The sequence below is a fragment of the Pigmentiphaga sp. genome, assembly GCF_033795525.1.
Taxonomy (GTDB): Bacteria; Pseudomonadota; Gammaproteobacteria; order Burkholderiales; family Burkholderiaceae_B; genus Pigmentiphaga.
In genome coordinates, this window is record NZ_JARYGM010000002.1 from 41,005 (window position 1) to 55,908 (window position 14,904).

14 protein-coding genes are annotated in these 14,904 nt (G+C 65.4%); 10 read left to right on the forward strand and 4 right to left on the reverse strand.

Annotated features, from left to right (window positions below; translation table 11 throughout):
• Positions 1-19: 19 nt before the first annotated feature.
• Positions 20-1,648 carry an electron transfer flavoprotein-ubiquinone oxidoreductase gene (locus QHC78_RS04995; RefSeq protein WP_319743452.1) on the reverse strand — a complete coding sequence of 543 codons (1,629 nt, stop codon included), beginning with the start codon at positions 1,646-1,648 and terminating at the stop codon, positions 20-22.
• Between the two features lie 163 nt (positions 1,649-1,811).
• Here QHC78_RS04995 and QHC78_RS05000 point away from each other — a divergent pair, with 163 nt between their 5' ends.
• From QHC78_RS05000 to ftsB, 7 genes are all read left to right on the forward strand, one after another.
• Positions 1,812-2,516, forward strand: coding sequence for a CoA transferase subunit A (locus tag QHC78_RS05000; protein WP_319742789.1), 705 nt, complete (start codon positions 1,812-1,814; stop codon positions 2,514-2,516).
• A gap of 64 nt (positions 2,517-2,580) precedes the next feature.
• Positions 2,581-3,243: a CoA transferase subunit B gene (locus tag QHC78_RS05005; protein WP_319742790.1), complete on the forward strand. Its 663-nt coding sequence runs from the start codon at positions 2,581-2,583 to the stop codon at positions 3,241-3,243.
• Positions 3,227-3,901, forward strand: a complete 675-nt coding sequence (locus QHC78_RS05010) for a hypothetical protein (protein ID WP_319742791.1) — start codon at positions 3,227-3,229, stop codon at positions 3,899-3,901. The genes QHC78_RS05005 and QHC78_RS05010 overlap by 17 nt, the downstream gene beginning before the upstream one ends.
• A 153-nt stretch (positions 3,902-4,054) precedes the next feature.
• The gene (gene pyrG / locus QHC78_RS05015) at positions 4,055-5,713 is read left to right on the forward strand and encodes a CTP synthase (RefSeq protein ID WP_319742792.1); all 1,659 of its coding nucleotides are present in this window, start codon (positions 4,055-4,057) and stop codon (positions 5,711-5,713) included.
• A 178-nt stretch (positions 5,714-5,891) separates the two neighbouring features.
• On the forward strand, positions 5,892-6,779 hold the full coding sequence (gene kdsA, locus QHC78_RS05020; protein ID WP_319742793.1) for a 3-deoxy-8-phosphooctulonate synthase: 888 nt from the start codon (positions 5,892-5,894) through the stop codon (positions 6,777-6,779).
• Positions 6,780-6,800: 21 nt separating this feature from the next.
• Entirely contained in the window at positions 6,801-8,084 is a 1,284-nt protein-coding gene (gene eno / locus QHC78_RS05025; protein ID WP_319742794.1) for a phosphopyruvate hydratase, read from the forward strand.
• 54 nt (positions 8,085-8,138) lie between these two features.
• Positions 8,139-8,459: a cell division protein FtsB gene (gene ftsB, locus QHC78_RS05030; RefSeq protein WP_319742795.1), complete on the forward strand. Its 321-nt coding sequence runs from the start codon at positions 8,139-8,141 to the stop codon at positions 8,457-8,459.
• A 5-nt stretch (positions 8,460-8,464) separates the two neighbouring features.
• On the opposite strand, the gene QHC78_RS05035 is transcribed toward ftsB, so the two are convergent.
• Together QHC78_RS05035 and hslO are read right to left on the reverse strand one after the other, a co-directional pair.
• The gene (locus QHC78_RS05035; RefSeq protein WP_319742796.1) at positions 8,465-9,178 is read right to left on the reverse strand and encodes a TadE/TadG family type IV pilus assembly protein; all 714 of its coding nucleotides are present in this window, start codon (positions 9,176-9,178) and stop codon (positions 8,465-8,467) included.
• A gap of 160 nt (positions 9,179-9,338) precedes the next feature.
• The gene (hslO, locus tag QHC78_RS05040; protein WP_319742797.1) at positions 9,339-10,265 is read right to left on the reverse strand and encodes an Hsp33 family molecular chaperone HslO; all 927 of its coding nucleotides are present in this window, start codon (positions 10,263-10,265) and stop codon (positions 9,339-9,341) included.
• A 202-nt stretch (positions 10,266-10,467) separates the two neighbouring features.
• On the opposite strand from hslO, the gene QHC78_RS05045 reads away from it, so the two are divergent.
• The gene (locus QHC78_RS05045; RefSeq protein ID WP_319742798.1) at positions 10,468-11,295 is read left to right on the forward strand and encodes a ferritin-like domain-containing protein; all 828 of its coding nucleotides are present in this window, start codon (positions 10,468-10,470) and stop codon (positions 11,293-11,295) included.
• Here the strand turns inward: QHC78_RS05045 and QHC78_RS05050 are convergent.
• Entirely contained in the window at positions 11,225-12,955 is a 1,731-nt protein-coding gene (locus tag QHC78_RS05050) for an acetate--CoA ligase (RefSeq protein WP_319742799.1), read from the reverse strand. The two genes, QHC78_RS05045 and QHC78_RS05050, sit on opposite strands and share 71 nt — an antisense overlap.
• 194 nt (positions 12,956-13,149) lie before the next feature.
• Between QHC78_RS05050 and QHC78_RS05055 the strand changes: the two genes are divergently transcribed.
• Both QHC78_RS05055 and QHC78_RS05060 read left to right on the forward strand, forming a co-directional pair.
• Entirely contained in the window at positions 13,150-14,058 is a 909-nt protein-coding gene (locus QHC78_RS05055; RefSeq protein WP_319742800.1) for an alpha/beta fold hydrolase, read from the forward strand.
• On the forward strand, positions 14,055-14,903 hold the full coding sequence (locus QHC78_RS05060) for a 3',5'-nucleoside bisphosphate phosphatase (protein WP_319742801.1): 849 nt from the start codon (positions 14,055-14,057) through the stop codon (positions 14,901-14,903). Before QHC78_RS05055 ends, QHC78_RS05060 begins: the two co-directional genes overlap by 4 nt.
• Position 14,904 lies beyond the last annotated feature (1 nt).

The following is a 14,904-nucleotide window of genomic DNA, read 5'->3' on the forward strand; positions in this document are numbered from 1 at the left end:
CCCGTCAGCCGGGCTGTTTCTACATCTCGTTGTAGACCGGACCTTCGCCGCCTTGCGGGGTCACCCAGACGATATTCTGCGTGGGGTCCTTGATGTCGCAGGTCTTGCAGTGCACACAGTTCTGCGCGTTGATCTGCAAGCGGTCGGCGCCGGCGTCGTCCTTGATGAACTCGTAGACGCCCGCGGGGCAGTAGCGGCTTTCGGGGCCGCCGTAGCGCGCGAGATTGATGTCGACCGGGACCGTCGGATCCTTCAAGGTCAGGTGGATGGGCTCGTTTTCTTCGTGATTGGTGTTCGAGATGAATACCGAACCGAGCCGGTCGAAGGTGAGCTGGCCATCGGGCTTGGGATACTCGATGCGCGGGCATTCGGACGCCGGCTTCAGGTAGGCGTGGTCCGGCTTGTCGCGATGGATGGTCCAGGGCATGTTGCCGCGTAGCAGCCATTGCTCGATGCCGGTCATCAGCGTGCCGACCGTGCGCCCCTTCTTGAACCACTGTTTGAAGTTGCGGGACTTGTTCAGTTCCTCATGCAGCCAGGAGGCTTCGAAGGCGCGCGGATAGCTGGCGAGCTCGTCATGGCCGCGGCCGGCTTCCAGGGCTTCGAAGGCGGCTTCGGCGGCCAGCATGCCGCTCTTGATGGCCGCATGGCTGCCCTTGATGCGCGACGCGTTCAGGAAACCGGCTTCGCAGCCGACCAGCGCGCCGCCCGGGAAAACCAGCCTGGGCAGCGACAGCAGGCCGCCGGCCGTGATCGAGCGGGCGCCATATGCGATGCGCTTGCCGCCTTCGAAGAAGCCGCGTATGGACGGGTGCGTCTTGAAGCGCTGGAATTCCTCGAAGGGGGACAGCCACGGATTGCTGTAGTCCAGGCCGACGATCAAGCCGACGGCGACCTTGTTGTCTTCGAGGTGATAAAGAAAGGAGCCGCCGTAGGTATCGGCGTCCAGCGGCCAGCCGGCGGTATGGATGACGAGGCCGGGCTGGTGCCTGGACGGGTCGATCTCCCAGAGTTCCTTGATGCCTATGCCGTAGCTTTGGGGATCCTTGCCGGCGTCGAGCTTGAATTTTTCGTTCAGCTGCCGTCCCAGGTGGCCGCGCGAGCCTTCGGCGAAGATGGTGTAGCGCGCATGCAGTTCCATGCCCGGCTGGTATTGCTCGGTGGGCTGGCCGTCGCGGCCCACGCCCATGTCGCCGGTGGCCACGCCCTTGACCGAGCCGTCCTCGTTATAGAGGACCTCGGCGGCGGCAAATCCGGGAAACAGGTCGACGCCGGCGCTCTCGGCTTGTTCGCCCAGCCAACGGGCGACCTTGCCCAGGCTGACGACGTAGTTGCCCTCGTTGTGGAAACAGGCGGGCAGAAGCCAGCCGGGGGTGGCGCGGGCGCCCGTCTGGGAAAGAAAGAGAAAGCGATCCTCGGTGACCGGCGTGTTCAGCGGGGCGCCTTTTTCTTTCCAGTCCGGTATCAGCTCGGTCAACGCGCGCGGATCCATGACGGCGCCGGACAGGATGTGGGCGCCGATCTCGCTTCCCTTCTCCAGTACGCAGACCCCGATGTCGCGGCCTTTCTCCGCCGCAAGCTGCTTGAGGCGGATCGCGGTGGCCAGTCCGGCGGGGCCGCCGCCGACGATCACCACGTCATATTCCATCGACTCGCGTTCGTTGCCTTGCATGTACAGGGTTCCTCCGGGTGGGTGGGCGTAAGGGAACCGGCGGCGTCACCGCCAACTCTGGATAGTTCGAAGTATCATCCCGGATTGTATTTCAAGCAGTCAGGGCCGTTGGGCAATACGTTTAGCGAGGAAGACAGCAATGAACAAGGTCTATGCCAGCGCCCGCGAGGCGCTAGCGGACATCGTGCGGGACGGGCAGACCCTGGCGGTCGGCGGGTTCGGATTGTGCGGGATCCCGGAAGCCCTGATCGCGGCGCTGCGCGACATCGGTGTCAAGAATCTGACATGCATCAGCAACAATGCCGGGATCGACGGCGTCGGTCTTGGGCAATTGCTCGAAACGCGCCAGATCCGCAAGATGATCGCCTCGTACGTCGGGGAAAACAAGGAGTTCGAGCGCCAGTACCTGGCAGGCGAACTGGAAGTGGAATTCACGCCCCAGGGGACGCTGGCTGAGAAGCTCAGGGCCGGCGGGGCAGGCATTCCCGCGTTCTTCACGGCGACCGGGGTCGGCACGCAGGTAGCCGAAGGCAAGGAAATCCGCGATTTCGACGGCAAGAAGTACGTGCTCGAGCGCGCGCTGGTGCCCGATGTGGCCCTGGTCAAGGCGCTGGTGGCCGACAAGAGCGGCAACCTCATCTTCAACAAGACCGCACGCAACTTCAATCCCAACGCCGCGATGGCGGGCAGGATCACCGTGGCCGAGGTCGAGCGCATCGTCGAGAACGGCGAACTCGATCCCGATCATATCCACTTGCCCGGCATCTACGTGCATCGCCTGGTATTGAACGCCAGCCCGGAAAAGCGCATCGAGCAGCGCACCGTCAGGCAGGCCCGGCAGTGACACGCCCCCGGGCGATGCGGCAGGGCCCGGTGGCGCACGGTTATGGATATTGAGGAGAGATGAGATGGCATGGACTCGCGATGAAATGGCGGCGCGTGCCGCGCGGGAGTTGCAGGACGGTTTCTACGTCAACCTGGGGATCGGGCTGCCCACGCTGGTGGCCAACCACGTGCCCCAAGGGCTGGAGGTCTGGCTGCAATCGGAAAACGGACTGCTCGGCATCGGGCCGTTTCCCACCGAGGACGAGGTCGATCCCGACCTGATCAACGCCGGCAAGCAGACCGTTACCACGTTGCCGGGTTCGTCGATTTTTTCTTCGGCCGATTCCTTCGGCATGATTCGCGGCGGCAAGGTCAACCTGGCCATACTCGGCGCCATGCAGGTTTCCGAGAAGGGCGACCTCGCCAACTGGATGATTCCCGGCAAGATGATCAAGGGCATGGGCGGCGCCATGGACCTGGTGGCCGGCGTGGGACGGGTCGTGGTCCTGATGGAGCACGTGGCCCGCAAGAAGGACGGCACGGTGGATCTCAAGATCCTTCCGGCGTGCACCTTGCCGCTGACCGGCGTCGGCGTGGTCGATCGCATCATCACCGATCTGGCCGTGATCGATGTTACGCCCCAGGGGCTCAAGCTGATCGAGCTCGCCCCGGGCGTGCCGGTGCAGGAAGTCCTCGACAAGACCGGCGCCAAGCTGGATACGTCCGCCGTTGCCGCGGCGGTTTGACGCCCCCAGGGCGGCACTGGGCGTCGCCCTGGCCGGTATGCTGGCGCTGGCCGCCGGCGTGGCCCGAGCGGAGGCGGCAGGGCCCTACATTCCGGCCGCGTTGGCCATTCCGGCCGTCGCGTCGCGGGCCGAGGCCTTCGTGCCCGAAGGGTTCTCGCTCGAGCGTGAAGTCGAAGGCGATCTGGGCGGGCAGGGCCGCGGTGTTGCGCAGGTCTACCGCAATGCCGGGGGCCGCCGTGCACTATTGCTGGGAACGCGTGGACCCGGCGGCTTCGAGGCCACCGGGTGGGGCTTCGTACTGCCTTGCGCGACGTGCGGCCTGGACCTTCCGGCCGACCGCAACCTCGAGCTGGAGATCCGCCGGCAGAGGGTGATCGTGACCGACCGCAGCCTCTCCAAGGCCGACGCCATTTCCACCTCCGCCCAGCTGATCCTGCAATACGACGGCCAATCGCGCCGCTGGTGGCTGCAGGCCCTGCGCCAGCTCACCGTCTTCACGCGGACCGGCCGAGCCGAGGAATCACGCATCGACTACGAAACCGGCGACACCCGCGACGCCGTGGGCTACTACGACGGCCAGGTCTTCTTCGCCGAAAGCGTCCAGCCGGGCAAGCTGGAAGGCGACCCGCCCACGCTGGATTCGCTGGTCCTGTATTAGTTATGTCCCCGCCCTGCGCGCTGACGCGCTTAGGGGGCATAACCACTGTCTATTGTCGCCAACGGTTACGTCGATGCCGATCGCAGCCTCGAATAACACCCGCTATAATTCCAATTTCCCGCAAGCGCTCGGCTAAAACCGGCGCCATTGGCAATGACCAAGTACGTATTCGTTACCGGCGGTGTAGTGTCTTCCCTGGGGAAAGGCATTGCCGCCGCGTCTCTGGCCGCAATTCTCGAATCGCGCGGCCTCAAAGTCACTCTCCTCAAGCTCGACCCCTACATCAACGTCGATCCCGGCACGATGAGCCCGTTCCAGCACGGCGAGGTCTTCGTGACCGAGGACGGCGCCGAGACCGATCTGGATCTGGGCCATTACGAGCGCTTCATTTCCGCACGCATGCGCAAGGTGAACAATTTCACCACCGGCCAGATCTATGAATCGGTGCTGCGCAAAGAGCGCCGCGGGGACTACCTCGGCAAGACCGTGCAGGTGATCCCGCACATTACCAACGAGATCCAGGACTTCATCGCGCGGGGCGCGGCGGCCGCCTGGGACGGCGCGACCGACGTGGCCATCGTCGAGATCGGCGGCACCGTGGGCGACATCGAGTCGCTTCCGTTCCTGGAAGCCGCCCGCCAGATGAGCCTGCGCCTGGGGCGCGGCGGCGCCGCCTTCGTCCACCTGACGCTGGTGCCGTTCATCGCCTCGGCGGGCGAGCTCAAGACCAAGCCCACGCAGCACTCGGTGCAGAAACTACGCGAGATCGGTATCTATCCGCATGCCTTGCTGTGCCGTGCCGACCGCCCCATTCCCGATGACGAACGCGCCAAGATATCGATGTTCTCGAACGTGCCGCTCGATGCGGTCATCTCGGTCTGGGACGTCGATTCCATCTACAAGATCCCCGGCATGCTGCACAAGCAGGGCCTGGACGATCTCGTGTGCGAAACGCTGGGCCTGCAGGCGCCCCCGGCCGACCTGGCCATGTGGGACAAGCTCGTCGAGGCGCGCGAGAATCCGGAAGGCGAAGTGCACATCGCCATGGTCGGCAAGTATGTCGATCTGACCGAGTCGTACAAGTCGCTGACCGAGGCCCTGGTGCACGCCGGAATCCATACCCGTTGCAAGGTGGTGGTCGACTACATCGACTCCGAGGAGATCGAAAGCGAGGGCGTGGGCAAATTGCGCAAATACGACGCGATCCTGGTGCCCGGCGGCTTCGGCAAGCGCGGGACCGAGGGCAAGATCCAGGCTATCCGCTACGCGCGCGAGAACGGCGTGCCTTATCTCGGCATCTGCCTGGGCATGCAGTTGGCGGTGATCGAGTTCGCCCGCCACGTGGCGGGCCTGGCCGACGCCAACAGTACCGAGTTCGAGCCAGACACGCCGCATCCGGTGGTGGCGTTGATCACCGAGTGGATGGATCGCGAGGGACGCGTCGAGCGGCGTTCCAACACCTCCGACCTGGGCGGCACCATGCGCAAGGGCGCGCAGCGCTGCCCGGTCAAGCCCGGCACGCTGGCGCACCAAATCTATGGCGACGAAGTGAACGAGCGCCATCGCCACCGCTACGAAGTGAACAACGTGTACGCGCCCAGACTGGAGGAGGCGGGGATGGTCATCAGCGCCCGCACGCCGACCGAGAACCTGCCCGAAATGATGGAGCTGCCAAATCACCCCTGGTTCGTCGGCGTGCAGTTCCACCCGGAGTTCACTTCCACTCCGCGCGACGGGCATCCGCTGTTCTCGGCCTACATCCGCGCCGCTTGCAAGCACAAGGTGCAGCGCGCGCCCGCGGAGCAGGCATGAACGGGCCCGCCCGGCCGCCCGAAGGGCGCGCGTCCTTCCCCGGCGCGGACCCCGGCCAGCGGCCGGCGGGCGCAACAGTAAGGGCGGGCGGCAACGCCCCAGGCATACGACTGCCGTACGAGGCGCCTGGCGGCGCCCGCGGCGAGGCGGCGCGCTTGGCGTCGCCAGGAGGGAAACCATGAGTTCACAGCAAGACGCCGCTACCCGCAGCTATTCGGTCTGCGGCTTCGAGATCGGCCTGCAAAAGCCGTTCTTCCTGATTGCCGGCCCATGCGTGATCGAGTCGCAGCAACTGGCGATCGACACGGCAGGTACCTTGAAGGAGCTGACCGGCAAGCTCGGCATCCCGTTCATCTACAAGAGTTCTTTCGACAAGGCCAACCGCAGCTCGAGCAAATCCTTCCGCGGGCTAGGCATGGACGCCGGCCTGAAGGTGCTGTCCGAAGTGCGGGCCCAGCTCGGCGTGCCGGTGCTGACGGACGTGCACGAAACTGAGCAGGCAAAACCCGTGGCCGACGTGGTCGATATGTTGCAGACGCCGGCCTTCCTGTGCCGCCAGACCGATTTCATCCGCGCCTGCGCAGCCACGCTCAAGCCGGTCAACATCAAGAAGGGCCAGTTCCTGGCCCCGCACGACATGGTCAACGTGGTGGCCAAGGCTCGGGAAGCCGCCATCGAGGCGGGCGGCGACGGCGGCAACATCCTGGTGTGCGAGCGTGGTGCATCGTTTGGCTACAACAATCTCGTGTCGGACATGCGTTCGCTCGCTATCATGCGCGAGACGGATTGTCCGGTGGTATTCGATGCCACACACTCGGTGCAGTTGCCGGGTGGCCAGGGCACGACCTCGGGCGGGCAGCGTGAATTCGTGCCGGTACTGGCCCGGGCGGCGGTAGCGGTCGGGATATCGGGGCTGTTCATGGAAACGCATCCCGATCCGGCCCACGCGAAGTCCGATGGCCCCAATGCCGTGCCGCTGGCGCGGATGGGCGAGCTGCTGGCATCGCTGATAGAACTCGACCGTGTGACCAAACGTCACGGGTTCCTCGAAAACGATTTCCAATAACTTTCTTGAGACTGACTACCTATGAGCGCAATCGTAGACATCATCGGGCGCGAAATCATTGATTCCCGGGGCAACCCCACCGTGGAATGCGACGTACTGCTCGAGTCGGGCGCAATGGGCCGTGCCGCGGTACCGTCCGGCGCCTCCACCGGCTCGCGCGAAGCCATCGAACTGCGCGACGGCGACAAGTCGCGCTACCTGGGCAAGGGCGTCCTCAAGGCCGTCGAGAACGTCAACACCGAGATCGCCGAGGCCTTGATGGGCCTGGATGCGCAAGAGCAGGCGTTCCTGGACCGTACGTTGATCGAACTCGATGGCACCGAGAACAAGGAGCGGCTCGGTGCCAATGCGATGCTGGCCGTCAGCATGGCGGTCGCCAAGGCCGCGGCCGAGGAGTGCAGCCTGCCGCTGTACCGCTACTTCGGCGGCAGCGGCGCCATGAGCATGCCCGTGCCCATGATGAACGTCATCAATGGCGGCGCGCACGCCAACAACAACCTCGACATGCAGGAGTTCATGATCCTGCCGGTCGGTGCCTCCAGCCTGCGCGAGGCGCTGCGCATGGGCGCCGAGGTGTTCCATGCACTGAAGAAGCTTATCCATGACAAGGGCATGTCGACCGCCGTGGGCGACGAGGGTGGCTTCGCGCCCAACGTGGACAACCACGAAGCGGCGATCCAGCTCGTGCTGCAAGCCATCGAGAAGGCCGGCTACGAACCCGGCAGCCAGGTCGCGCTGGGGCTGGACTGCGCCAGTTCCGAGTTCTTCCGCGACGGCAAGTACCACCTCGAAGGCGAAGGTGTCTCGCTGACCGCCCAGGAGCTGACCCACATGCTGGCCACCTGGTGCGACAAGTATCCCATCGTCTCCATCGAAGACGGCATGGCCGAGAACGACTGGGACGGCTGGAAGTACCTGACCGAGCAACTGGGCCGGAAGGTGCAACTGGTGGGCGACGATCTCTTCGTTACCAATACCAGCATCCTCAAGCGCGGCATCGAGGAGGGCATCGCCAACTCCATCCTGATCAAGATCAACCAGATCGGTACGTTGACGGAAACCTTCGCCGCGATCGAAATGGCCAAGCGCGCCGGCTACACGGCCGTGGTGTCGCACCGTTCGGGCGAGACCGAGGACACCACGATCGCCGACATCGCGGTTGCGACCAATGCGCTGCAGATCAAGACCGGTTCCATGTCCCGTTCCGACCGCGTCGCCAAGTACAACCAGCTGCTGCGTATCGAGGAAGACCTGGGCGAGATTGCCCATTACCCCGGCCGCGAGGCTTTCTACAACTTGCGTTGATGCAAACAGGCACCGCGCCTGGCGCGCGGTGCCGCTAGCTAGGGGAGGGACCGCATGCGTCTGCTCACTCTGATAATCGCCTTGCTGCTGGTGTTGATCCAGTATCCGCTATGGCTGGGCAAGGGCGGGTGGCTACGCACATGGGAACTCCAGCGACAGCTCGAGGCGCAGCGACAGACCAACGAGGAACTGCGCACCCGCAACGTGGCGCTCGATGCCGAAGTGCGCGATCTCAAGAGCGGCACGGCGGCCATCGAAGAGCGCGCCCGCTACGAGCTCGGCATGCTGCGCCAGGACGAGGCGTTCGTCCAGATCGTCGACAATCCTCCTGCCGGCGCTGCCGTGCGTCCGGGCACGGAACCCGCTTCGCGTTGATGCCGCTAGGGCGCTAGCAGGTCGCTTCCCTTGCCGTGCTCGCGCGCCGGCGATTGCATGGGCAAGGCGATTTCCCTGCGGATGACCAGCAGGCCGGCGGCTCTGGCCTGCCGCACGTATCCATCCCGTTCCGAGGTATTGCCCAGCTGGCGTACCAACTGCTGCAGGCCCGGCAGGTAAGGCGCATGCAGATAGGTCAGGCGCAGCACCAGCGTATTGGCCTGGAACACCGTCTGGCCCGAGCGCGGCCCGACGCCGTGGCGGTAGCGCGCGAGATAGTGGCCATCGTGGTGGAGTCGCTGGTAATCGTAATCGAGCTGCCGCGTGCCGGCCTTGTCCCCGTCACCGGCAGAGAAATCCTCGAAGCTGGCGGGGCGAGGGCTCAGTTGTTCGATTCGCGCCATATGCAGGCCATGGCGGTGCGCCCAGCGCGTCATTCGTGCGCGCACTGCAGTGGCCAGGCTGTCTGGATCGGGTGCGGCATCCACGCCCAGCGCCGGGGCCAAGGCCCGTTCGAAGGCCCGCGCCATTGCCGCCGGGTCAGCACCCGAAACGGTTCCGGCTCGCGCGGCTTCAAACAATGCATACCCGGCCGCCTGGCGCATCAGCAGCCAGCGTCCCGTCTCGAAGGTGCACAGTCCGGCCAGCAGAAGCGGGATGGCGACGACGACGAATTCGACCATGGCGCTGCCACGGTGGCGATGATGGACGGAGGACATGCGCAGCGGGTGAAAAGTCGGTCACCCAGCATGCGTCCTTGGAGCGATGGTGTCGATTGTGGGAACCACGACCGATTGCCACGATCGCGCCGGCGACCGCGCGGCGGGCACCGCGCGATAGGCAACAGCTGGACGCGGCGCGGCTACCGTGCCGCAGGGGTCAGTGCTGGGAGCGGCTTTCGTGCCGTATCGAGGCCGAGGCATTGGCGAACAGCTCGGCGCAGTCCACCGGATCGAAATCGAAACTCTTGACGCAGTAGTCGCAATTGATCTGGACCCGCCCCTGTTCGGCCAGGATGTCGTCGACCTCTTCCTTGCCGAGGCGCAGCAGTACGTCGGCGACTTTCTCGCGCGAGCAGGTGCAGCGATAGGTGATGGTGGCCGGGTCGAAGGCGTGCAGCGTTTCCTGCCAATAGAGCCGGCGGACCAGCGCGTCGGGGGCGAGCGAGAGCAATTCCTCCGCTTTGAGCGTATCGGCGAGAATGAGCGCGCGTTCCCAGGTGTCGTCGGTGTCCGAGGTGGTCTCCGGCGAGGCCTTCCCGCCGTGCTTGGGCAGTTGCTGCAGCAATACGCCGGCCGCGCAGCCCGAATCGGCCGCCAGCCAGATGCGGGTCTGCAGCTGTTCCGAGGTCAGCATGTAGTGTTCGAGCGCCTGCGCAACCGAATCGCCTTCCAGTGCGACGATGCCCTGGTAGGGCTGTTGGCCGGGAAGGCGGTCCTGGGGGTCGAGCAGCACCGAGAAACGGCCGCCGCCGTGCGGATTGAGCAGGCTCTGGAAGGTGCCGTCGTCCGGCACAGCCCGGCCCTCGCGCAGCTTGACCGTGGCCCGCAGCCCGAGGTCGGCGTGGCACTCTACGACGATCAGGCCGATGGGGCCGTCGCCCTGCAGTTGCAGGACGACCGTGCCCTTGAACTTGATATTCGCGGCGAGTAGTGTGCTGGCCGCTACCAGCTCTCCCAGCAGCCGCTGGACCGCTGGCGGGTAGTCGTGGCGCGCCTGGATCTCCTTCCATGTGTCGCGTATGGATACGACTTCGGCCCGGACGGTCTGGTCCTCGAACAGGTATTTTTTGAGCTGATCAAACAAAAAACGCTTCCTCGTAAGAAAAGAATCGGCCGCTTCCAGGGCATCCAGGGGTCAAGCATACCGCCAATGCCGCAACGCGCCGGGTATCGCTGCTGATCCCTGCGTGGCCCAGGGGGATCCGGCCTTGACGGGCCACAGGCGCGCCCGGGTTCCCTGCGGCAATGTCGCCGGGGCGTTCCGTGACTACCCGTAAAATCGGACCATGACAGCCGAATTGGAACTGCGGCAGGCCGCCCGCCTGCTGCTTGCACTGCGGGACCCGGCCGACAAGGCGGCCCGCACCCGCCATCTGGGCGCTACGTCTGTATATGCGGACGCCAGCCTCGACTTGCAAGAGCCTGACGGCATCCCGGGCCGTCCCGAGCGCCCCGCGCTGGTATCGCCGCGCGACGTGCCGCAACGGGGCGTGGCGAACGTCGAGGCGCGGGCCGCGCTGTTGCATGCCCTGGCCCATATCGAATTCAACGCTATCAACCTCGCCCTCGATGCCATCTGGCGCTTTGCCGGCATGCCGCAGGCCTATTACCAGGACTGGCTGAAGGTGGCTAGCGAAGAAGCGCTGCATTACACGCTGCTGACCGGCCATTTGCAGACGCTCGGCTTTGCCTACGGCGACTTCCCGGCCCACGACGGGCTCTGGCAGATGGCCGAGAAAACGCGGCAAGACCTGGTCGCGCGGATGGCACTGGTACCACGCACGCTGGAGGCCCGCGGGCTGGATGCGAGCCCCGCCATACGTGCCAAGCTCGCCGGGGCCGGCGATGCCGTCGCCGCGGGCATCCTGGACATCATCCTGCGCGACGAAATCGGCCACGTGGCGATCGGCAACCGCTGGTACCGCTACCTCTGCGAACGGGATGGCGTGGACCCCGTTGCCCATTATGCCGCGCTGGTTGAAGGCTATGCCGCGCCGGTCTTGCGCGGCCCCTTCAACATGGAGGCCCGCCGGGAGGCAGGTTTCACGGAAGCGGAGTTGCGTTCGCTGGAAGGGACGGCCACTTCCGGACGCGATCGTCCTCGATCTGCCTGAGCGCCTGTCGCCTGACCTTGCCGGACGGGGTGAGCGGCAGCGCGTCGACGAATTCGATGTCCTTGGGCACGGAGGCCTGGTCCAGCTGCGCGGCCATCTCGGACAACAGGGCATCGCGCAGCGTAGTTTCGCGCTGCATGCGGGGGTCGGCGGCCGCTTGCCCCGGCGCAGGTTCGTCGCTCCGTGGCGCCGCGGCGGTCCATTGGGGGACGATATAGGCCTTGATGCCCGTACCGTCCGGTGTCGGGATCGCCACGGCTTCGGCTACCTCGGGATGTTGCCGGAGAGCTTCTTCGATGGGGCCGGGCGCGACCAGGCGGTCGCCAAGCTGGAACATTTCGTCGAGGCGGCCCACGTACCAAAGGTAGCCGTCGTCGTCCATGTGAGCCAGGTCGCCCGTGCGGTGCCATGTGCTGCTGACCGGCCGCCCCGTTTCTTCCCCGCGCCAGTAGCCGGCGAAGAAGGATGGGTCCGGATGGCCGTGGATGTCATAGCGGTTGACGGCGATTTCGCCGTTCTGGCCGGGGGCCACGGGGCGGCCCAGCGCATCGACGATGGCAATCTGGTGCCCGGGGTAGGGGCGGCCCATGCTGCCGGGCCGGGCAGGCCATTTTTGGCTGCTCTGTCCGATGACGGTGCCGATTTCGACCTGGCTGAACGTTTCGTTGGGCTCGACGCCCAGCGCGGTTTTGCATTGTTCGAACAGGGCGGCGCCCAACGAGGTATCGGTCGCCGTGACTGCCCGTACGGCCAGCCGATAGCGCTCGGCGGGGCGGGGCACCGCTTTGAGCAGGTGGCGCAGATCCCGGGAAGTGAGCGCGAGGTTGGTGACGCGGTAGCGTTCGAGTAGCGCGAACGTGGCTTCGGCGTTCGGCATCTCGCGCACGCCTACGAGCGGTTGCCCGAAGTACAGGGCGGGCAGGACGGCGGCGAACAGGCCGTGCGGACTGCCCCATTCAGAAGCCGTCCAAAGCACGTCTGCAGGCTGGGGATACCAGTTCTGGGCCGCAACGAAGCCGGGCAGGTTGCCGATGAGGGTGGCGTGGGGCAGCACGACGCCTTTGGGCACGCTGTCTGTCCCGGCCGTGTAGAGCAGCAGCGCCGGGTCGGAAGACGAGGTGGGATGCATGTCGAAGGCGCTTTCCTGGCGGGCAAGCAATGTGCGCCAGGAAAGAACCCGCTCGTCGTCGAGGTCTATGCCCACTGTCTGCCGCAATAGCGGGCAGTGTTCGGTTGCCGGCAGCAAGGCGGCCGCTGCCGCGCTGTCGACCACCGCGATCCGGGCCTCGCTGTCGCGCAGCCGCTGCTCGTAGGTTTGGGCATTCAGCGTGACGGAGAGCGGGACGACGATGGCGCCTAGCTGGTAGACGGCGATGTGGGCAACGATGGCTTCCGGCCGCTGGGGCAGGGCGATGGCGACGCGGTCCCCCCGTTGGATACCCATGCGGCGCAGGCCGTTGGAGAAGCGGTTGGCGTATTCATGCAGGCGGCCATATGTCCAGACTTCGCGCCGGCCTTGGGCGTCTTCCGCGTAGATGGCGATGCGCCGGGCGTCGGCGCTGGTGACGGTCCAGCGGCGGCAACAGACATCGGCAATGTTCAGGCGTTGCGGGACCCACCACCGGAACGTGGTGTAGAGTGCCTGGTACTGGTCTTCCATAACCCTCCGCTGGAATCAGGATCTGGTCCGGCCAGGTCGGCGGACGGGGTGTGCTGCGTGATATAGCAATCATTACTGACCTGACCGACAACCGCAATAACTTTGGTGCCGGGAGGGGTACTCGCACAGTATGCCCCGGCGCGTTTCGCTGCGGGTCCTTTACCGTAACTTCCAGCAACTGCGGACAAGTCCCCATGTACGAACCCATTGTGCCCTCCCGCTCGCACTATGTCGAAATACGGGGTTTACGTCACCATTTTCGTCATTGGGGCGACACCGGGGCACCACTCCTGCTGGCCTTGCATGGCTGGATGGATTCCTCGGCCACGTTCCAGTTTCTCGCCGATGATCTCGGCCAACGGTTCCACTTGGTCGCACCGGACTGGCGCGGCTTCGGACGAACCGCGTGGGGCGGCGGCGATTCCTACGAAGTAGGCGAATATCTCGGGGATCTTGACGCCTTCTGCCGCTATCTTGCTCCGGACCGTCCCGTAATGCTGCTAGGCCACAGTATGGGGGGCAATATGGCGATGTTGTATGCAGGCGTGCGGCCGGAGCGGGTCGCCGCGGTAGTCAATCTCGAAGGGCTTGGACTGCCCGCCGTCCCGCCGCAGGCGGTGCCCGCCCGGCTCCGTCAGTGGCTGGACCAGATCGCCGCCGGGGCGCGGCTGGGCGATTACGAAGACGCTGCGGCCTACGCCCGGCGGCTGGTGCGCGACAATCCTCGTCTCGACCCGGATCGCGCGGCTTTCCTTGCTACGCATAACGGCCGGCTGGTGCAAGGGCGTTGGCGATTGCGCGCGGATCCGGCGCACAAGATCATCAACCGCGTGGCCTATCGGCTGGAAGAAGTGCTGGCGTGCTGGCAAGAAATCACCGCCCCGGTACTGTGGGTGGAAGCCTCCGAGAGCGCGACGCGGGCAAGAATGCTGGCCGAACCCGGGTACGAAACGCGCCTCGCGTGCGTTGCTTCCATACAACGCGTCGTCATGGAAGGGGTGGGGCACATGCTGCATCAAGAACGTCCCGCCGAGGTGGCGCAACTCGTAGCAGATTTCCTCTCGTCCGCTGCAATGGCCGGGGAAGGCCGTCCTACAATGTGACCATGGAATCGCCCATGAACGTCGATCTGCACTGCCATTCGCAAGTCTCGGACGGGCTGCTTGCTCCGGACGAGCTGGTTGCGCGCGCGCATCGCAATGGCGTGGACGTACTGGCCTTGACCGACCACGATGAAGTCGGCGGCCTGGTCCAGGCCGCCGAGGCAGCCCGGACGCTAGGCATGCGCTTCGTGCCGGGCGTGGAGATTTCGGTCACCTGGGCCGGGGATACGGTGCACATCGTAGGTTTGCGCATCGACCCCGACGACGCACGGTTGGTAGAGGGCTTGCGCGAGACGCGTTCGGGCCGGGAGCGGCGGGGACGCGAGATGGCCGAGCAATTGGCAGCCGTCGGCATACCGGGCGCCTTCGAGGGGGCGTTGGCGCACGTGGGCAATCCCCAGCTCATCAGCCGCACTCATTTTGCTCGCTTTCTGGTGGAGCAGGGCGTCTGCCGGGATGTGAGCGACGTCTTCGAGAACTACCTGGTGGAGGGCAAGCCGGGCTATGTGCCCATGCGCTGGGCGGCGCTGTCCGACGCGGTGGACTGGATCCTGGGGGCGGGCGGCGTGGCCGTCATCGCCCACCCGGGACGCTATCACTACACGCCGCTCCAGTTCCATGCGCTGTACGACGAATTTCTCCAACTGGGCGGGCGCGGCATCGAAGTCGTGACAGGCAGCCATACGCCGGAGCAATACCGGGAGTATGCCGAGGTGGCCAAGCGCTACGGGTTTCTCGCTTCCCGCGGTTCGGATTTCCACGCGCCATCGGAAAGCCGTATCGACCTGGGGCGCCTGCCCCCGCTGCCTGCCCATTTGACGCCCATCTGGGGCGAGTGGTTTTGAG